The organism is Exiguobacterium sp. s121 (genome assembly GCF_018617245.1).
Taxonomy (GTDB): domain Bacteria; phylum Bacillota; class Bacilli; order Exiguobacteriales; family Exiguobacteriaceae; genus Exiguobacterium; species Exiguobacterium profundum.
This window is the reverse complement of the sequence record NZ_JACSJV010000004.1, coordinates 100,567-119,308: the sequence shown is the minus strand read 5'-3', so window position 1 is coordinate 119,308 and position 18,742 is coordinate 100,567. Positions and strand designations below refer to the sequence as shown.

The 18,742-nt window shown below is 48.9% G+C and carries 21 protein-coding genes, 2 tRNA genes and 1 rRNA gene; 18 read left to right on the top strand and 6 right to left on the bottom strand.

The annotated features are described in order from the left end of the window. From rrf to KOG47_RS13895, 4 genes are all read left to right on the top strand, one after another. Positions 1-87: ribosomal RNA gene (gene rrf, locus KOG47_RS13910) — 5S ribosomal RNA — on the top strand; the annotation flags it as partial. Between the two features lie 99 nt (positions 88-186). Further along, positions 187-1,029 carry a GNAT family N-acetyltransferase gene (locus KOG47_RS13905; protein ID WP_215244428.1) on the top strand — a complete coding sequence of 281 codons (843 nt, stop codon included), beginning with the start codon at positions 187-189 and terminating at the stop codon, positions 1,027-1,029. Continuing rightward, entirely contained in the window at positions 1,029-1,967 is a 939-nt protein-coding gene (locus tag KOG47_RS13900) for a coiled-coil domain-containing protein (RefSeq protein ID WP_074034846.1), read from the top strand. Before KOG47_RS13905 ends, KOG47_RS13900 begins: the two co-directional genes overlap by 1 nt. 304 nt (positions 1,968-2,271) lie before the next feature. After that, complete coding sequence (locus tag KOG47_RS13895) at positions 2,272-2,913, top strand: uridine kinase family protein (RefSeq protein ID WP_074034841.1); 642 nt, start codon at positions 2,272-2,274, stop codon at positions 2,911-2,913. Between the two features lie 502 nt (positions 2,914-3,415). Here the strand turns inward: KOG47_RS13895 and KOG47_RS13890 are convergent. Continuing rightward, the gene (locus tag KOG47_RS13890) at positions 3,416-4,198 is read right to left on the bottom strand and encodes a sporulation protein (protein ID WP_215244427.1); all 783 of its coding nucleotides are present in this window, start codon (positions 4,196-4,198) and stop codon (positions 3,416-3,418) included. Between the two features lie 139 nt (positions 4,199-4,337). Here KOG47_RS13890 and KOG47_RS13885 point away from each other — a divergent pair. The 7 genes from KOG47_RS13885 to KOG47_RS13855 all read left to right on the top strand — a co-directional run bounded on the left by KOG47_RS13885 (position 4,338) and on the right by KOG47_RS13855 (position 7,776). Then, positions 4,338-4,414 (top strand) — tRNA-Met (locus tag KOG47_RS13885). Between the two features lie 25 nt (positions 4,415-4,439). Then, positions 4,440-4,516 (top strand) — tRNA-Met (locus KOG47_RS13880). 103 nt (positions 4,517-4,619) lie between these two features. Next, positions 4,620-5,069, top strand: a complete 450-nt coding sequence (gene tsaE, locus KOG47_RS13875; RefSeq protein ID WP_015880566.1) for a tRNA (adenosine(37)-N6)-threonylcarbamoyltransferase complex ATPase subunit type 1 TsaE — start codon at positions 4,620-4,622, stop codon at positions 5,067-5,069. Further along, positions 5,066-5,722: a tRNA (adenosine(37)-N6)-threonylcarbamoyltransferase complex dimerization subunit type 1 TsaB gene (gene tsaB / locus KOG47_RS13870; RefSeq protein ID WP_074034836.1), complete on the top strand. Its 657-nt coding sequence runs from the start codon at positions 5,066-5,068 to the stop codon at positions 5,720-5,722. Before tsaE ends, tsaB begins: the two co-directional genes overlap by 4 nt. Continuing rightward, positions 5,715-6,176, top strand: coding sequence for a ribosomal protein S18-alanine N-acetyltransferase (gene rimI / locus KOG47_RS13865; protein WP_074034834.1), 462 nt, complete (start codon positions 5,715-5,717; stop codon positions 6,174-6,176). Before tsaB ends, rimI begins: the two co-directional genes overlap by 8 nt. Beyond that, complete coding sequence (gene tsaD / locus KOG47_RS13860) at positions 6,173-7,195, top strand: tRNA (adenosine(37)-N6)-threonylcarbamoyltransferase complex transferase subunit TsaD (protein WP_074034832.1); 1,023 nt, start codon at positions 6,173-6,175, stop codon at positions 7,193-7,195. Before rimI ends, tsaD begins: the two co-directional genes overlap by 4 nt. Before the next feature lie 14 nt (positions 7,196-7,209). Then, on the top strand, positions 7,210-7,776 hold the full coding sequence (locus KOG47_RS13855) for a hypothetical protein (RefSeq protein WP_214738303.1): 567 nt from the start codon (positions 7,210-7,212) through the stop codon (positions 7,774-7,776). A 9-nt stretch (positions 7,777-7,785) separates the two neighbouring features. Here KOG47_RS13855 and KOG47_RS13850 read toward each other — a convergent pair whose 3' ends face one another. The 3 genes from KOG47_RS13850 to KOG47_RS13840 form a co-directional block, all read right to left on the bottom strand. After that, complete coding sequence (locus KOG47_RS13850; protein WP_215244426.1) at positions 7,786-8,259, bottom strand: flavodoxin; 474 nt, start codon at positions 8,257-8,259, stop codon at positions 7,786-7,788. Positions 8,260-8,363: 104 nt separating this feature from the next. Further along, entirely contained in the window at positions 8,364-8,771 is a 408-nt protein-coding gene (locus KOG47_RS13845; protein ID WP_215244425.1) for a hypothetical protein, read from the bottom strand. Next, positions 8,768-10,669: an ABC-F family ATP-binding cassette domain-containing protein gene (locus KOG47_RS13840; protein ID WP_215244424.1), complete on the bottom strand. Its 1,902-nt coding sequence runs from the start codon at positions 10,667-10,669 to the stop codon at positions 8,768-8,770. The genes KOG47_RS13845 and KOG47_RS13840 overlap by 4 nt, the downstream gene beginning before the upstream one ends. A gap of 150 nt (positions 10,670-10,819) precedes the next feature. Here KOG47_RS13840 and KOG47_RS13835 point away from each other — a divergent pair, with 150 nt between their 5' ends. The 7 genes from KOG47_RS13835 (at position 10,820) to KOG47_RS13805 (ending at position 17,478) form a co-directional block, all read left to right on the top strand. Further along, positions 10,820-11,476 carry a redox-sensing transcriptional repressor Rex gene (locus tag KOG47_RS13835; RefSeq protein WP_015880579.1) on the top strand — a complete coding sequence of 219 codons (657 nt, stop codon included), beginning with the start codon at positions 10,820-10,822 and terminating at the stop codon, positions 11,474-11,476. Beyond that, on the top strand, positions 11,476-11,694 hold the full coding sequence (gene tatA / locus KOG47_RS13830; protein ID WP_034770678.1) for a twin-arginine translocase TatA/TatE family subunit: 219 nt from the start codon (positions 11,476-11,478) through the stop codon (positions 11,692-11,694). Before KOG47_RS13835 ends, tatA begins: the two co-directional genes overlap by 1 nt. Positions 11,695-11,697: 3 nt before the next feature. Next, a complete protein-coding gene (gene tatC, locus KOG47_RS13825; RefSeq protein WP_031424497.1) occupies positions 11,698-12,486 on the top strand; it encodes a twin-arginine translocase subunit TatC in 789 nt (262 codons plus the stop codon). Positions 12,487-12,631: 145 nt separating this feature from the next. Then, positions 12,632-15,280: a hypothetical protein gene (locus tag KOG47_RS13820; protein WP_215244423.1), complete on the top strand. Its 2,649-nt coding sequence runs from the start codon at positions 12,632-12,634 to the stop codon at positions 15,278-15,280. Between the two features lie 105 nt (positions 15,281-15,385). Beyond that, on the top strand, positions 15,386-15,664 hold the full coding sequence (locus KOG47_RS13815) for a hypothetical protein (RefSeq protein ID WP_214691574.1): 279 nt from the start codon (positions 15,386-15,388) through the stop codon (positions 15,662-15,664). Positions 15,665-15,669: 5 nt separating this feature from the next. Continuing rightward, a complete protein-coding gene (locus tag KOG47_RS13810) occupies positions 15,670-15,960 on the top strand; it encodes a hypothetical protein (RefSeq protein ID WP_215244422.1) in 291 nt (96 codons plus the stop codon). A gap of 171 nt (positions 15,961-16,131) precedes the next feature. Next, a complete protein-coding gene (locus tag KOG47_RS13805; protein ID WP_031424506.1) occupies positions 16,132-17,478 on the top strand; it encodes an FAD-dependent oxidoreductase in 1,347 nt (448 codons plus the stop codon). 34 nt (positions 17,479-17,512) lie between these two features. Here the strand turns inward: KOG47_RS13805 and KOG47_RS13800 are convergent, their stop codons facing one another. Both KOG47_RS13800 and KOG47_RS13795 read right to left on the bottom strand, forming a co-directional pair. Further along, entirely contained in the window at positions 17,513-17,695 is a 183-nt protein-coding gene (locus KOG47_RS13800; protein WP_031424507.1) for a PspC domain-containing protein, read from the bottom strand. Positions 17,696-17,779: 84 nt separating this feature from the next. Then, positions 17,780-18,712: an ABC transporter substrate-binding protein gene (locus KOG47_RS13795; protein WP_074034815.1), complete on the bottom strand. Its 933-nt coding sequence runs from the start codon at positions 18,710-18,712 to the stop codon at positions 17,780-17,782. Between the last annotated feature and the right edge of the window lie 30 nt (positions 18,713-18,742).

Below are 18,742 nucleotides of genomic sequence, written 5' to 3'. Positions count from 1 at the left end.
GTTCCCATGCCGAACACGGAAGTTAAGCGTCTCAGCGCCGAAAGTAGTTGGGGGATCTCCCCCTGTGAGGATAGGACGTTGCCAGGCAACAACGCAGGACGACCGAGCATACGCTCGGTCGTTTTTTGTTTCTTTGAAACTTTATCCCTTCTTTTTCGTACTAAGTATGAGAAAGAGGGGATTGTTTTGTATATTCGATTAGCCACTTTAAAAGATGTTTCAGGGATTACGAAAGTTTCAACTGCAAGTTTTCAACAAGAAGCACTTTCTTTGCAATTGTCTGAGAGAGATTTGAATGTCGAACCGCCGGGATACGATCTCGAGGCGATGACACAATATATGATTGAAGAGTTAACATGCTATGTCATTGAACAGGACAATCACATCGTTGGGGCGATTGTCTTAACGCTCACTGGTAATGACTATGCACGAATTGATCGTGTTTTTGTGCACCCTGATAGGCAAGGGCAAGGAATCGGTAAAGCGTTGATTCAATACGTAGAAGCTCAATCTCCGCATGTACGGATTTGGGAGTTGGAAACATCGACACATCAAACAAGAAATATTCGTTTTTATAAACAATTAGGATTTCAAGTCGTATATGAGTCAGAAGATGAGGTATGTTTCGTCAAACGAACAAAAGCAAAACCGAGTACGCATTGCTTTGAAGAACAGTCATGTGAAGGTTGGCAAGCGTATGGGGTAAACGCGAGCTTTTTGGCGGTCACAAATAGTAATGTCTCGTCACTTGCTGCGAGCAACTGTAATTTCAGTCAAAGCCTTTTTCGGAACATCAATTTCCGGAATAGTACGTTCAGTGATTTAAATTTGACAGGCTCGCGATTCAATTTTGTGACGATGCAAGAGAATGGACGTACTGTTCAAATGCATCATTCGAATCTGAGAGGTGCTACATTTAATCAATGTGACCTGACGAATGTCACGTTGACAGGATGTGATGTCGAAGGCATGACGATAAATGGTATTCCAATCGACACTTTAATCAGTACAAAGAGAGGGGAAACATAATGGGAAATTTTCAGCAGACCCAATTAGACTTACAACAGCGTATCGCCGAGCGTGATCGACTTGTTCGTAAGCAAGAGATACTAAACAAACAGTTGAACGAGCATGAGGCGGTGCGGAAGGCACTACTCAACACATTCACGAAAGAACAACGTGATGTGTATGACCTTGAAGAATTCTCGCTCGTCAACACATGGCGAAAGTTACGAGGCACGTTTGATGAACAACGGACAATCGAAATGGAAGAGGCTGCTCGCGCTGAACTGAAATTACGAGAACACGAGGCGATGATTGACGAATTGACGCTCGAACATCGAGAATTACAAGAACAGCTCGAGGTTTATGAGGGCATCGACGCTGAGTGGGAGACCTTCTTAGAAACAAAAGAATCCCATCTTGCGAAAGATCCAGCTATTCGCCGAGACCTACACCATCTCACGAATCAACAAGCCGAAACGAATGAACTTCTTATCGAGTATCGGGAAGCCATCGTTGCCGGTAAGGCGGCGCGATCAACGATTGCAAAAACACTCAAACATCTAGATAGTGCGAAGGGGTGGTCGACGTATGATACGTTCTTCGGGGGTGGCTTGATTGCCACAGCAATGAAACATGAGGCGCTAGATGCTTCCGAGCAGACGATGCACGAATTACAATCTGCGTTAGAGCGTTTCTCCCGTGAATTAGCGGACGTGCAAGGTATTGTTCAGGAGTTGCATGTCGATCGAGGTTCACTCATTCAGTTCGCAGATTACTTTTTGGATGATATTTTTTCAGAATGGACGATGCATGGACGAATCAATGATTCCTTAGATCAAGTGAACGGACTGGATAAGGAAATCAGTCAGCTGATTGCTCGTATGACGAGACAAGTGGAAACGTTAGAACAGAAGCTTGACGAGACTGAAGAAAAAAGAAGACAGCTCATCCTGACACGATGAGCTGTCTGTCATTATATTTATAGTAAGGGTTCTTTTGCTTAGTTCAAGGAAAGTGAAGAGAAAATGAGTAAAACGATGGTATTTCTTATTAGAGGGATGGCAGTCACCGGGGCGCTATTGATTTTATCGATTCCATTTTTCTTTAGTTCTCCCATATCGACCACTCTGATCATTGTCAGTTCGATTTCGTTGATTGCCTTTGTGATGTTTACTGTTTCAGCAATCAGGCTTCGAAAACGGATAGAGGATGAATGACGTGTATTTGTTTTTCTGAAACAACAAAATTACCAAAAGGGAGAGAATCATGGAACAACTGATTGAGGGTATCGTACAAAGCGTGAGACCGGATCAACGAACGCTGATTGCTATCTCCGGACACGGGGCAGCCGGAAAATCGACGTTGGCAGAAAAATTACGGGAACGACTCGGTGATATAAACCTGCTTCACACAGACCCGTATATTACAGATTCACAGTTGCGGAAACAAACGATCCTCACGTATCAACACGATGGAACGACCCATCAGTATAAGATGACGGCGTGTCATCCGGCCGCACATCATCTGCTCTCACTCGAGCGAGATGTCCGTATGATTCGGGAAGGAATTGGGTTTTATACGATTGATGTCCCCTATCTAGAGCGGACATGGATTGATCCGGAGAAGCCGATCACGATTATTGAAGGGATGAGTGTCGCATTCCTGGATCTTTCATCTTTTGATCAATCGATTTATCTCTACACAGACGGGGAGACTGAGTTCAAGCGACGTTCGCATCGTGATATTCAGGAACGGGGTATGGAGCTGGACTACTTACACGCTTCACATGTAGAGCGACGTCTGCAATATGAATTGTTCATGCATCCGTATCGCCACCACTTTCAAACTATCGTCAATACGAGTAAGGATGGAATTCAAATTGAAAAAACCGCTCACGAGGAGCGGTGACTGAGTAGCGTATCTTCAACGCCAAAGTGATTTGACGCTCTCGAACTCGTCGGCACATTTTTCAATCGATTTGAATCAAAACTCTTCAACGAATGGATAAGGACGTTCCCCTGAGTTATCGATTCCAAGATATGTACTTTACACTTCAGAATTAGAAGAAATGAGCACGGTAAAATTATTAAAGAAGGGAGTACGTCACTTTGGAAAAACCTTTATTGTGGATTATAGTGTGTGTAACCCTCGTCTTTTTATTGATGGCAACGCAACTATTACTGCCCGTTACTTTTCAAGAATTTTTTTCGATTTCACTAGTATCGATTGTTATAGGATCAGTCATAGGTGTGATTGCTTCGATTTTGCATCACTATATTATGACTAGAAAAGAAAAAACTAGCTAAAAACATAGTAAAAAGCTCCGAATAAGAGAATGGAAAAGAATCTTATTCGAAGCTTTTTGATTCATTAAGGAATGCTATATATCATCTTAAAAAGTACTCACCGCTCACGAGGAGTGGTGACTGCGTAGCGTATCTTGAATGCCGAGACCGAGCTGTTCTTGTTCGCGCTCTAGCTGTTCCCACGTGAGAGAACGATGACGCAATTCGACGTCGGTCGCCATCGATTCGAGCGTTCGCTGTTTCTCGATGTTGTCGAGCCAATAGTAGAGGTCGATCCCGTCTTCATGCAAGCGCCAAAACGATTTGACGACCTCGAACTCATCGGCCCATTCTCCGACCGGCTTGAATCCATACTTTTCAACGAATGGATACGGACGTTCTTCCCCGAGCGGATCGATCACGTTTCGGACGAACATCGGCTCAAGCCCGGCGTGAGCGGTCGCATCGAGTAATCGCTTCAGTTCAGGCATCGGTTCGATTTCAATGTGTTCAAACACGTCAAACCAAACTCGTTTGATGTCCTTGTCCCACAATGTAGCTTCTATACTATACGGGGCGCCGGCAGAGGAGGGGGCGTACATCGTCAACTCGAATGAAAACGGAACGTCCTCTTTCGCTCCGGGTTCTAGTACAAGCGATAGTGGAATCGGGACTTCTTGAATATCAGCTTCTCGATTGAACTCGTTTCCTTCCATGGTGATGTCTTTGAACGTCGTCAAGAAGGTCAGGGTGAGTTCCTGTAATCGAACGACATTCGTTGTCGGGTTGGAGACGTGCAACGTACCCGTCACGGTCTGCTTCGGAATGAGTGCTGCCGGGTCAAACGTGATCTCGGCTTCAATCTCCGAAAAGAACCATTTCTTGAATCGATTTCCCCATTTGGACATGGCGGTCGCGCCCCTTTTCTCTAATAGTCTATGCTGTTATATCTGTTCCCGATTCCATTTTTGAAAAAACATTAAGAAAATGGTTGCTTTTTATAACTGTCTCGCTTATTATAGAGGATGTCGAAACAATTCAAACCATCGCGGGGTGGAGCAGTCTGGTAGCTCGTCGGGCTCATAACCCGAAGGTCGTCGGTTCAAATCCGGCCCCCGCAACCAATTTTTATTTAATTTCATATGTCGTCGCGGGGTGGAGCAGTCTGGTAGCTCGTCGGGCTCATAACCCGAAGGTCGTTGGTTCAAATCCAGCCCCCGCAACCAATTTTTAAATGAGATAGCGAAACGATAGCGTTTCGTGTTTTTTTTTGCTTAAAATGAAGTGTACAATGAGTACGTATGAGAAGCGATAAAAGGAGAACCATTCATGTATACATTGATTACGCATTCTGCGGCGGAGACGCAGGCGGTGGCAGAACGTTTGGCCACACTCGTCGAAGCAGGGACGGTCATCACGTTAAACGGTGACCTCGGTGCCGGCAAGACGACGTTCACACAAGGGTTCGCAAAAGGACTCGGTGTCACGCGGAACGTCAACAGTCCGACCTTCACCATTATGAAACAATACAAAGGGCGATTACCGCTCTATCATATGGATGTCTATCGTCTCGAGGATACGGGGGATGACATCGGTCTTGAGGAATATATCAACGGTGATGGTGTCGCCATCGTCGAGTGGTCGAACTTGATCGAGTCCTCGCTCCCGGAAGAACGCTTGGCCATCACGATTGAACGGGTCGGCGACGAAGAACGTAAACTGACACTTGCTCCGACGGGTGAGCGTTACGTTCAAATCGCCAAGGAGGTGCTCGCATGAAGCAATTGATGATTGATACAGCGACGACACGTTTGTCAGTCGCGTTAAGTGAGGCTGGAGAGATTCAAGCCGAAGCGACGGTAATGGTCTCAAAAAACCATGCGGTCACACTCATGCCGATGATTGAACAGCTCATGGCAGCGGTCAAGTGGACACCGAACATGCTCGAACGCATCGTTGTCACGACAGGACCCGGGTCGTACACGGGAATTCGGATTGGAGTGACGACAGCGAAGACACTCGCCTATACGCTCAATCTTCCACTCATCGGTGTATCTGCCCTTCAGCTCATGGCAGCGGCCCCGAATACCGATTTGCCGGTCGTTTCATTGATTGACGCGCGCCGTGGCAACGCGTATATCGGATATTATCAACACAACAAAGCACTCACACATGATCAGCACGCCTCCGTCTCAGATTGGTTGCGACTGAATAGTCAAGGGCGCTTCCTTGTCGTCGGAGACGTGGAACCGTTCCGTGACGTGTTAAGTGAATATGACTATATCGAAGCACCGGCTGCCCATCGATATGGGCGTGCGAGTGATTTGGTCGTCTTCAGCGATGAGACGAGCGATGTTCACTCGTTTGAACCGGAGTATTTGCGACTCGCCGAGGCGGAAGCGAAATGGTTAGAGGGACAAAACAATGGCTGACGTGAAAATTCGTCGGATGACGTGGCTTGATGTCGAGGAAGTGACGAAAGTCGAAGAAGCGTCGTTCGCCATCCCGTGGACAAAAGAGGCGTTCATGAATGAGATGCTTCGAAATGAACAGGCCATTTACTTTGTCGCGGTCCATGACAAACGGGTCGTCGGGTTTGTCGGCGTTTGGACAATCGTCGATGAAGGACATATCACAAACATTGCCGTCTTACCTGAGTTTCGTGGACAGGGCATCGGCAATCAATTGTTAGCGGAACTTGTCGCGTTCGCCAAGTCAAAAGGACTCGTCGGATTGACGTTAGAAGTCCGCGTGTCGAACGTTGGCGCGCAAAAACTATATGAACAGTTCGGTTTTATGCAAGCCGGTCGGAGAAGACGCTACTATCAGGATAATAATGAAGACGCCTATATTTATTGGGCGAAGTTAGGAAGTGAGTCAGAATGAACACATCACTGATTCTCTCGATCGAGTCGAGCTGTGACGAGACGTCTGTTGCGCTCGTCAAAGACGGAAAGACGTTATTGTCGAACGTCGTCTCTTCTCAAATCGAGAGTCATAAACGATTTGGTGGCGTCGTGCCTGAAGTGGCGTCTCGTCATCATGTGGAACGCATCACGTACGTGATTGACGATGCATTGAGTGAAGCCGGCGTGACGATGGAAGACGTCGATGCGGTCGCGGTCACACAAGGACCGGGTCTCGTCGGTGCCCTTCTCGTTGGGATCAGTGCGGCCAAGGCGTTGGCATTCGCCCATCAAAAACCGCTCATCGGTGTCCACCATATCGCCGGACACATTTACGCGAACGAACTTGTCGAAGAGATGCAGTTTCCGCTCGTCTGTCTCGTCGTTTCAGGGGGACATACAGAACTCGTCTATATGCCAGAACATGGTGTCTTCGAAGTCATCGGGGAGACACGTGACGACGCGGCAGGTGAGGCGTACGATAAGGTTGCGCGCACGCTCAGTCTCCCATATCCGGGAGGTCCTGCGATTGACCGCCTGGCAGCGGTCGGGGAAGACACGTACAACTTCCCACGCGTTCGTCTCGAACCGGGTAGCTTTGATTTCAGTTTCAGTGGCTTGAAGTCATCGGTCATCAACGCCGTACACAATGCGGAACAACGTGGAGAGACGGTCATCCCTGAAAACTTGGCGGCGAGCTTCCAGGCGAGTGTCGTCGAAGTGCTCGTCGAGAAAGCGATTCGTGCCGTGAAGGAAAAAGGGGCGAAGCAATTGCTTGTCGCGGGTGGTGTCGCGGCGAACCGTGGCCTCCGCACAGCGCTTCAAGAAGCTGCTACAGCTGAAGGAATTCAACTCGTCATTCCACCGCTTGACCTGTGTGGGGACAATGCGGGCATGATCGGGGTGGCGGCACATCACGCGTATGTGCGCGGTAAGCGCGATACACTAGCGATGAACGCGGTTCCTGGGTTATCCTTAGAAGAGAGCATGACAGTCTAGGGGGAAATAGAGACATGACGAAACGCATCATCATCGGAGGGCTCATCGTACTACTCGTCGTTGCGACGTTCTTACAAGTACGTGAGATTATCCGCGCTTACAATATCGCCTATCAAGAGGAGATTGTTCCAGAAGAGACACGAGTGAAGTCACTCACTGGAGAAGAGTCATTAGAAGGTATCGGTCGCGTGACCGGAGAGAATACGCTCATCGAGTCACTTTATGGCTACACAAGTGTCGTCGACCAAGAGCCGGAGCGTGTGATCGTCGTCGATCGCAATCTCGGGGTACAGCCAAAAGCGAGCGACGCTTATTATGAAATCGAGCGGGGTCGCGAGGCAACGGAAGAAGAAGCGGCAAAGTTTGATGATTTGATCGAGGAACTCGATGAACAGCAACTGTTCGCACAAGTCATTTCGACGCATGAAGCACGCTATGTGACGAATGGCGAAAAGCCGATGACGTTCTATAAAGTGTTCACACGTGACGTCGACACGAACGAGGCTGTCTTCTTTATCGCTGAAGACGGGACGAAGCTCGACTTCCATACAATCGGATTCCAACCACTGCGTTACTTCTAACAAAAAGGTTCAGCCACGAGGCTGAACCTTTTTGAGTGCTTCAAGTTGTTGAAGGAATGTATGGGCGAACGCGAGACATGCTTCCTTTTTTTCATCCGTATCCGGGTCGAATTCAATCTTGAGCGCAGGAACAAGAATGTTCGCACCGGCAGTTTGAAAGGCTTGCTCGACGGTATCGACGGCTGCACAATATTTGGGATAGTCCGTGTCCCCTGAACCGAAGGCGGCACACGGCAAACCGTTTAACATCGCCTCTTCCAAATCATATACGAAATCCTCGGCCTCATACGGAACATCTCCGTCTCCCCACGTATACGTACCGAGTATGACCCCATCGTATTCGGCGAATTGCTCGATACGTAAGGATTCCAAATCGTCAGATATCGATACATCGTGTCCTGCGTCCTGCCATGTATGTCGAATCAGATTCGCGATGTCTTCCGTATTGCCAGACATGCTCACGTACCCAATCAATAGTTTCATTGTCATCACCTCAACAACAGACTAATTGAAAATGATTATCAATGTCAATGATAACGTTGATTGTACAAACAAAACCACGCCTTCAAACAGAAGACGTGGTTTTGTTATGCTTTTGGTTGTCGATAATTCTCTCGATGCCACGTATTGATACGACTCACGATGAACACGAGAAGGGCGAGGATCCACATGAAGAGCGTCTCTTCATAGAAGTGGGCCCACACCGATCCAGGCGCATAGAACGTGTGAACGGTCACATCGACCGGCCAGACGACGACACGGATGAAGAGCGTGCTCATGAGCAGACCACTGAAGAGACTGAGTAGTATCCCTGGCCACGTCTGAATGATGAAGCCGATGACGACCGGTAAAAAGTAAAAGAGAATAGACGGGACGATGGTCGGCTCCCCGCGGATGAGTTCAGACACGAACTCGGTCCCGGTCGGCACGATGTAGGCGAGTCCCGTCAGGAACGCTTGAATGAACTCGATTCGCATGGCACGGGTACGCATCATGTATGGAGTTCCTCCCATTCCGCATAAAGTGCGGTAATCGATTCTTTCGCCGCGTCCGATTCGGTCGATAACTCCTGGGCACGGGCGAAGTCGTTGAAGACGTCCGGCTCACAAAGCAACTGTTCGATCTCATCAAGACGATTCTCATGTTGCTCAATCGCTTGCTCAATCTCTTCGATGCGCTGTTTGATGCGGCGCTCTTCCCGTTGCTGCTCTTTGTCAGCGCGCTGTTTTTTCACGACGACCTGCTTCGTCTCTTCACGGGCGAGTCGCGCCAGTTCCTCGAGTTCTTCTTTCTTCTCGACGTAGTACGAATAGTCTCCGAGATACTCGTCGATGCCGTTCGGTGTGATCTCTAGCACACGCGTCGCGAGTCGATCGATGAAGTAGCGGTCATGCGAGACGAAGAGAATCGTGCCCGGATAGTCGAGGAGGGCATTCTCCAAAATCATCTTCGAGTCGAGGTCCAAGTGGTTCGTCGGCTCGTCCAGGATGAGGAGGTTCGGTTGCTCGAGCTTCAGCTTGGCCAAGGTGAGTCGTGCCCGTTCGCCACCGGATAGTTCATGGACACGCTTCATGACGTCATCGCCACTGAAGAGGAACTGTCCGAGCAGACTCCGCACTTCTTGCTCGCGCATGAGCGGCCAGTCGTTCCAAATCTCATCGATGACACGGTTCGCGTCAGACAAGTTTTGTTGCTCCTGGTCGTAGTAGCCGATCTCGACGCCGGTCCCGTAACGGATCTCACCGGTGAGGGCGGCTTGTTGTTTCGTCAACACTTTGAGGAGAGTCGACTTCCCGACCCCGTTCGGACCGACGAGCGCGACGGATTCTCCGCGCTGTAGCTGGAAACGGAGATTTTGAGCGATTGCTTCCTCGTACCCGATGGCGAGGTCACTTGCGCTCAGCACATCGTTCCCGCTCTGACGTTTGATGGAGAACGAGAGAACGGCGCTACGTTCGTCACCATCCGGCGCATCGAGGCGATCGACTTTCTCGAGACGTTTCCGCACGCTTTGCGCTCGTTTCGTCGTCGTCGCCCGGGCGATGTTTCGCTGGATGAAGTCTTGCATCTTGGCAATCTCTTCTTGCTGCGACTCAAACTGCTTCTTCTCTTGCTCGTAGAGGGCGGCCTTCTGCTCGAGATACTTCGTATAGTTCCCGACGAAGCGGCGACTCCGGTGACGTGACAATTCATAGACGACCGAGACGACGCGGTCGAGGAAGTAGCGGTCGTGGGAGACGATGAGGACGGCACCTTTATAGCCGCTCAAGTACTTCTCTAGCCAGGCGAGCGTCTCGATGTCCAAATGGTTCGTCGGCTCGTCCAAGATGAGCAGGTCGGGACTTTGAAGGAGCATCTTCGCCAAGGCGAGACGTGTCCGTTGTCCCCCGGAGAGTGTGTCGATTCGACGCTCGAAGTCGTCCGGATAGAAGCGCATCCCGTGAAGGACCGAGCGGATGGTCGCTTCATATTGGTATCCGCCACGCTCTTTGAACGTATGTTGCTCTTCATCGTAAGAGGAGAGGAGGCGTTCGTACGCAGCGGCGTCATTTAGGATTCGTTCTGAGCCCATGTCAGCCTCCATGCGACGGAGCGTCTTCTCTTGCTCGATCAAGTCCGTGAAGACGGTGAGCATCTCATTCCAGATCGTCTCGTCGGATTCTAACCCTGAGTCTTGGGCGAGATAGCCGATCGTGACGTCTTTTGGCTTCATGATGTCCCCGAAGTCATAGTTGTATTCACCAGCGATGACTTTCAAAAGCGTCGACTTTCCGGCCCCGTTACGACCGACAAGGGCGACGCGTTCGCCTTCCTGGATTTCGAGTTTGACATTTTCTAAAATCGGCTCGACGCCGAAGGATTTGGATAAGTTGTTGACTTGCAGTAGGATCAAGTGAAAAAACCCCTTTCTCTCTATTTAGTATACTGTATTTTTCAGCGATTTTAGGTATATTCGTTGAGTGGTCATGTGAATTCGTTTACAATCAAGGTGTATGAAATTCAGATTCGTTTGTAACGTGTCGTAAAAAGGAGGCTCTTTCCGTTGAGTCAAAACGAACCAAAGATTCCACAAGCGACAGCCAAACGGTTGCCACTATACTATCGATTTATTCAAAGCCTGCATGCTTCAGGGAAACAACGTGTCTCTTCAGCAGAACTGAGTGAGGCGGTCAAGGTCGATTCGGCTACGATTCGCCGTGATTTCTCGTACTTCGGTGCGCTCGGTAAAAAGGGATATGGCTATAACGTGCAGTATCTGTTAGACTTTTTCCGAAAGACACTGAATCAAGACGAGATTACGAATGTCGCCTTGGTCGGAGTCGGTCACCTTGGGACGGCATTCGTCAACTATAACTTCCTTAAAAACAATAACACACATATCGTCGTCGGGTTCGACGCAGACGAGACAAAAGTCGGCACGACGATGTCAGGCGTCCCAATTCATCACGTCGATGAGATGGAACAAATCATGAAGCAAAACAAGATCGACGTCGCTATTTTGACAGTACCTTCTGCTTATGCGCAGTCCGTCGCAGACGACTTGGTGCGTTTCGGCATCAAGGGCATCTTGAACTTCACACCGGCACGACTCACTGTACCGGATACGGTTCGCGTCCATCATATCGATTTGTCGATTGAGCTGCAGTCACTCATTTACTTTATGCAACACTATCCAACCGCTGAGGGGGTCCATCAATAATGGAATTACTAGCATCATCACTCGTCGTCGGGATTCCGGGTGGGGCGAGTCTATTCATCATCGCCATCATCGCGCTTATCATCTTCGGACCGAAGAAATTGCCGGAGTTTGGTCGCGCGGCCGGACAAACGCTTCGTGAGTTCAAAAATGCAACGAACGGCATGATGAACGAGCACGACGAGAACGACAAGAAAGCTATCGAAAAGAAAGAGCAGTAAGCCATGAATCATCAACCTGATCAAGAGCGGGAACTCACCGATCACTTGACAGAGCTGCGGAGACGACTGATGCTATCTGCATTTGTCGTCTTTGCCTTCTTTTTGATGGCTTTGCCGAGTGTCAAATATGTACTCGCGTATTTGCAAAAAGACCTCGTCGAACGCGGGCTCGAACTGAACGCCTTTGGGGTCGCGGACCCGCTCATGATTTACTTGAACTTGGCGCTCATCATCGGCCTGATTGCGGCGAGCCCATTCCTACTGTATCAAGTGTGGGCGTTTGTCGCACCCGGTCTGCATCCGAATGAGCGGAAAGGCACGCTTGCCTATATCCCGATCATCTTCGGACTGTTCTTGATTGGCCTTGCGTTCGCCTACTACTGGTTGTTCCCGCTCGTCCTCGATATCTCGACGGACCTCGGGCAAGACCTCGGACTCGAACAAATCATCGGGGCCAACAATTACTTCACGTTCTTGTTGCAGCTGACAATTCCGTTCGGTCTATTGTTCCAACTACCGGTCGTCATGATGTTCTTGACCCGAATCGGTGTCGTGACCCCGTACTTCTTATCAAAGATTCGAAAGTACGCATACTTCGCCCTATTCGTGATCGCGGCGTTCATCACACCGCCGGATTTGACGTCGCACCTCATGGTGTCGTTACCACTCTTCTTCCTATATGAAATCAGTTTATCGATTTCACGTATCACCTACAAAGGGGTGCTGCGCCGGGAAAAAGAGGCGATGGTGCAAGAACAGATGGATTTAATGAAACAGATGAATGAAAAGTGAGCACTGCGTCAAATTATGACGCGGTGCTTTTTTTGAATATTAGGGCTATGCATTTTTGAGAAAACATCTTAAAATTAGAAGGAATTCAACAAAAATGGATGTTTTTTGAAAACTTATGTATACATAAACAGAAATGAGGAAGCAGATGAACAAGTGGTTATGGAGTACGCTCGTCGTACTCATATTGTTGATTGGACCAAAAATGGATGCCCTTGCAGAAGGAGCGGCAAAACCGGACGTTTTGCCAACGGGAAGTGTTGTATCAAACAGTGAATATGTATGGCGGTCGGGCGACCCAGAGACGATTGTGCATATGCGCACAGGAGAAGTGTATACACTTCCCGTCCGCGTGTCGGTTGAACATAATATCGTTGGACTCGGAGACGGTCGCGTCATTTTAGATGCATATGGCGAGGTCCTCATTTGGGATCCGATTACCGATGCGATGACGTCATTCCCGAACGATTCGAGTAGTGGTCTCGATTATCTTCATGCTGTGAATCAGGATTTAGAAATGATTCTTTGGAAAGGACATACGACGTATTCTGTCACTTCATTGACGGGTGAGATTCTCGGAACGTTTAATACGGAAAGTATATACGAATCGTACAACCTTCTTGCTGACGGCACGGTCCTAGTCTTCGCAAACGGTGAAATCACGAAACGAGCCATCACGGGAGAAACGCTTGAAACGCTTGGAACATATACGGACAAGGTACGATCTGCCCAATATATCGAAGAAGCGAATCAATTAGTGGTCAAGATGTCCACCGACTCACATCTCCGGATTTTTGATTTGACCACGAAACGTTGGATTGAAAAAGAGGCGGAATCTGTCACGAATCTCCTGTGGAAAGACGGGATTTACTACTTCACGATGCGGAAAGTGTTTGATACGTATTACGTGAGTTACAATGTTGCCACTGGAGAATGGAAAGAATCATCGGTGGATGACACGTTTGTCAATCTAAGAGGAGATTGGTATGTGCTATCCCATGATGTGACGGCAGGGTATACGCCGGAGTCATTTTGGAAAGCGCCACGACAACTGTTGATCGATGTACCGAAAACGACGACACGATATGAAGTGAACCAATCCTATCAAGTGAACGGAACCGCTAAACTGATTGATGGAACATCCATTCCTGTCAGTGGGACAGAATTGTCGGCAAAGTATCGATATTCTGAGAAGAAACCGTTTGTCTGGGAACAAGGTAAGTTGACGATGAACACGAATGGCGGATATTCTTTTGAATTTGGATGGAACGGGTTAGAACGAACAGAAGACTTTGCAGCATCTAACTATGTTCCGCTCACACTCGATCCGCCAACAGGTGTTTTAGGGCCCATCACAGGAACAACGGCACCGAACACCCCAGTATTCGTCAGTGTGACGAAAAGCACCTCTCAGTACACTGACTCACTAGATTCATTGGTCAACTATCAGTCGAAAACGGTTCAGTCAGACGAAACGGGACGCTTCACTTGGCAACCGACGCGCTGGTTCGCACCAGGATCGCGTGTGACCGTAAAAATCGGAAGCCCATCAAGTGTATATGCCGATCCAATTGAATTGGTGACGGTAAAAGAAAGTGAAGATACTTCACCGAACGACATCAAGCTTGTAACGAACTCTGTAAAATCAGGCGTGACATTACAGACCACGCCACAGGCTACTGTTGACATCGTTGCCCGTAGCGAACGCGGTTATGAAGCCTGGAGTGAGCAAGTAAATGAGGATGGGATGCTCCAAATCAAATCGTTTTCTCACATGTGGTTTGGTGTTGGGACAAAAATATACTATAAGTTACAGGAGGCACCTGCCTCACAGTTCCGTCTTGCGGAAGTGAAGGCGACGTATGATGCACCTACCTTCACTTGGACGCGGACACCATTGATGTACGATAAATCGATTGATGTAACGTCTAGCACAAATGAAGCATATGAAGTTTATCGGAATGACATCCTTGTGACAAAGACGAGTTCGATGCCTTATACGTTCGATACGCCATTACGCGAAGGCGATGTGATTCGTGTCAAACGCACGTATCGCGATGCCACTTACGAATTGACGAAGACGGTTCGCGCGTTCACACCTGTTTTGAGTGTCACGGACGTCATGATGACGAAGACACAGGCGACACTCTCGATTAAAAAGACAAGTGTGGCCCCGGTTCGTTTTTACGTAAATGGTGTGGCCGTTTCACCAAAACGGTTATCAACGACACGGTACACCATCCCGGCGAAACCGGGTGACACGATTCGTGTCCGTGCCTCTGTCGGGTCAAAATCCCGTGAAGTCATAGTGGAATTGCCGAAGACCTCGCTGTCTACGCTATCCATCAACGACGAAAAGTCGTTATGGGTCGGGTATGTACTACCGAACAGTACGGTGACACTAAAGAGCGGTACGAAGACAATTGCCAGCGGAACGGCAAGCAGTACAGGCCGTGTGACGCTACGATTCAGTCGACAACCGGTTGGAAGTGTCGTGACGTTGACGAGTCAGCAAGGGACGTATCGTCACATTCAGAAAAAGACCGTGACGGTCGGACCGGCTCCGACATTGTCATCGACCATTCCTTCAAGTGCGTCAAAGACATTGCGTGCGACGTCAAACGTGGCTTACGGTACACTCACGCTGATGCGTGGGACGACCGTTCTCGCAGAGAAAGAAGTAAAAACGACTTCGACGATTCTCAGTTTTTCACCGCAACGAAAAGGGACGCAGCTCACGCTTCGTCTCGTGACACCGAAAGGTCGAAGCGTAACGAAAACCTTCACCGTTCGATGAGTACTCGGACCATTCGCATGAGCGGATGGTCTTTTTGCTTTCAACATACCTGTGAGCCCTTCACTCATGTTAATATGGGAAAAAGAGGGATTTGAGGTGTGGGTCATGTGGTGGCAATGGTACGGTTCTGAGACGATCATGATGTTGATCTTTGCAGGGATATCCATAGGGATTGGAAGACATCTGTTCCTGTCAAAAACGGATAAGGTTCTCACGATTTCGTTTGTGAGTATGGTCATTGGTTTTTGTATGATGCTCGTCGGAGTGGGATACATAAGAGGATTTGATGGAATGGGGTGGTTCGTATACGGTTTGCTCCTATACGGTGGAAGTCTCCTTGTCTACTTGACGTTCACTATTTTTCGTTTGAAACAGGAGGAGTAAAGAGAATGAGTGATTTGACCTTTTTGATGTTGTTGTTTCTTGGATTGACACTAGGGATAGTGCTATCCATCTATCACGTGATGCGGCAGAAAAGAAGACGGTCCGTGTTACTCCTGATCGGTACATTCCTAGTTGTAAGTGGCTATGTACTTGTGATTGGCAATCTGGCATTTGGATACGGATGGGGAGCATTGTGGTGGGCGGTCGTTGGGCTCGCTATGAACGTCTTCGGTTTGATCGTGCATCTATTTGTAATAATCTATCATCTATTGAAAAAGCGGCGAGTCCGGTCATGAGAATGAGCGGATTTTTTCTGTTCAAACTTTAGACACTTTTACGTGAAATAGTGAGCAAAGTCATTGAATCTTATATTGTGAAATAGTACACTAAGGTCAAGAAGTAAATGTGATGTTTATCACAATATAAAACGAAACGTATTGTTTAACATAAAAGGAGAGACGACTCATATGAAAATCGCAGTCATCGGATGTACACACGCAGGAACAGCAGCAGTCAAAGGATTACTCGCCAAGCACGACAATCTCGATATCACCGTTTACGAGCGGAACGATAACGTTAGCTTCCTCTCGTGTGGGATTGCGCTCCACGTTGGTGGTGTCGTCCAACGTGCGGAAGAGTTATTCTACTCGTCACCACGTGAACTTGAAGAACTCGGTGCGACGATGCGCATGAAACATGACGTCTTGTCGATCGACTCCGAAGCGAAGACGGTCCACGCTAAAAATCTTGAGACCGGTGAAGACGTGCATGACACGTATGACCGCTTGATCGTCACGACGGGTTCATGGCCGATCGTCCCGACGCTCCCGGGGATCGAAATGAATGGAATCGAGCTCTGTAAAAACTACGCGCACGCCCAACGCATCATCGAGCGGGCGACAGACGCGACGAAGATTGCCGTCATCGGGGCGGGTTATATCGGAGTCGAGCTCGTCGAAGCGTTCGAAGCATACGGAAAACATGTCACGTTTATCGATAGTGCCGACCGCATCTTGAACAAGTATCTCGACAAGTCGTTCACGGATCAATTGGAAGCGGATATGACAAGTCGCGGAATCGACCTCGAACTCGGTCAGACGGTCGAGGCATTCCGTGGAACGAGCGGAAATGTCACACATGTCGTAACAGACAAAGGTGAATTCGAAGCGGATCTCGTCATTCTCTGTGTCGGATTCCGTCCGAACACGGGACTCTTAGAAGGACAGGTCGATATGCTCGGGAATGGTGCCATCATCGTCGATGAATATATGCGTACGAGCAACCCGGATATCTTTGCGGCAGGGGACAGCTGTGCCGTCTACTACAACCCGGCGCGTACACACGCCTATATCCCACTGGCGACGAACGCTGTCCGCATGGGGACGCTCGTCGCGGAGAACATGATGCAACCACGCGTCCGTTACCAAGGGACACAAGGAACGTCAGGACTTCGACTCTATGACTGGAATATCGCGTCGTCTGGTTTGACGGAAGAAGCGGCAGCACTCTTCGGACTCGAAGTGGAGAGTGTCGTCATCGAGGACGCGTATCGTCCGGAGTTTATGCCGACCGCAGAGAAAGTCGAATTCAAACTCGTCTATGAAAAAGGGACACATCGTATTGTCGGTGGACAAGTGTTATCGAAAGCAGATTTGACGCAAGCGGTCAACACGCTCTCGCTAGCCATCCAAAACGAGATGACGATCGAAGAGCTCGCCTATGTCGACTTCTTCTTCCAACCACACTACAACAAGCCATGGCACTTCCTGAACAGCGGAGCGCTTGAAGCGATGAAAGACAAAGTGAATGCTTAACAAAAAACGCGGAAGCTCATGGCTTCTGCGTTTTTTATAGATAGCGTGGTTCATCTTTCATCAAATTGGCAAGAAGGATGTAGATGAGAAAGTTAGCCGGCAAAAAGACGAATAGTAGCCGAATACCGAGTGATGAGATATTGACGTATTCAGCGATCCCACCGCATACTCCGGCAATAGAGCGGTCCGTCGCCGACTTTCGAAGTGTACGTTGCATAGTAAAGCTCCTTATGAGTTGATATGTAAATTTTACCATATGAGTGTTGAAAAAGCGCACCAATTCAATTGGCGCGCTTTTGATTTATTTTAGAATGTCGACGAGTTCATCGAGCACTTGGTTGGCAGACAAGACGCCACCAGACGTGTTCCAAATGTCATCACTGACTTCTGTCACTTCCCCTGCTTTGACAGCATCGAGGTCTTTCCACAACTGATTCGATTGCCATTCTTCGGCTGTCTTCGACCCGTCTGCTCCACCATATGTGAAGTAGACGATGTGGTCGCCCGCCATCTCTGGGATTCGTTCCATCGCGACTGGCTCAGCGAATTCCGCTTTATCTTGTGACGCTGGACGTTTGATGCCGACATCGTTAAGGATGACGCCGGAGAAGCTGTCATTGAAGTAGATGCGTGACTCGCCAGGAAGGAAGCGGACGACCGAGAGTTCTTTATTCACGGCGTCTCCGAGTTCTGCTTTCGTATCTTCGACGTGCTGTTCGTAGTCGGCCAACGCTTGATTGCCTTCCTCTTCTAGGTTGAGTGCGTTCGCATAAAGGGCGAAGTTTTCTTGCCAATCACCTTTCAAAGTCTCTGACATGACCGTCGGTGCGATTGCGTTCAATTTGTCGTAAATGTTCTCTTGACGAAGTTTCGTCCCAATGATGAGATCTGGCTTGAGTTTCGCGATGGCCTCTAAGTTGACTTCACTTTCTGTCCCGACTTCCGTGACGTCTGTCATCTCAGACTCGATGTGCGGGTACCACGGGTCACCGTTCCAAGATTTGACGGCTCCGACTGGTTTGACGCCGAGGGCGAGAAGGGCCTCTGTCCCTTCGTTCGTCAAGACGACGACGCGTTCCGGGTTTTCAGGTACGTCCGCCGTTCCCATCGCGTGCTCAATCGAGCGAGTCGCTGTTTCTGAACTTGTATCGTTCTCTGTATCGTCAGACCCGCCGCAAGCAGCGAGGACGACGGTTAAGCAAAGCGTAAGTAACGCGAGCATCCATTTTTTCATTACAATTCTCCTCTATGTAGGTGATTTTCC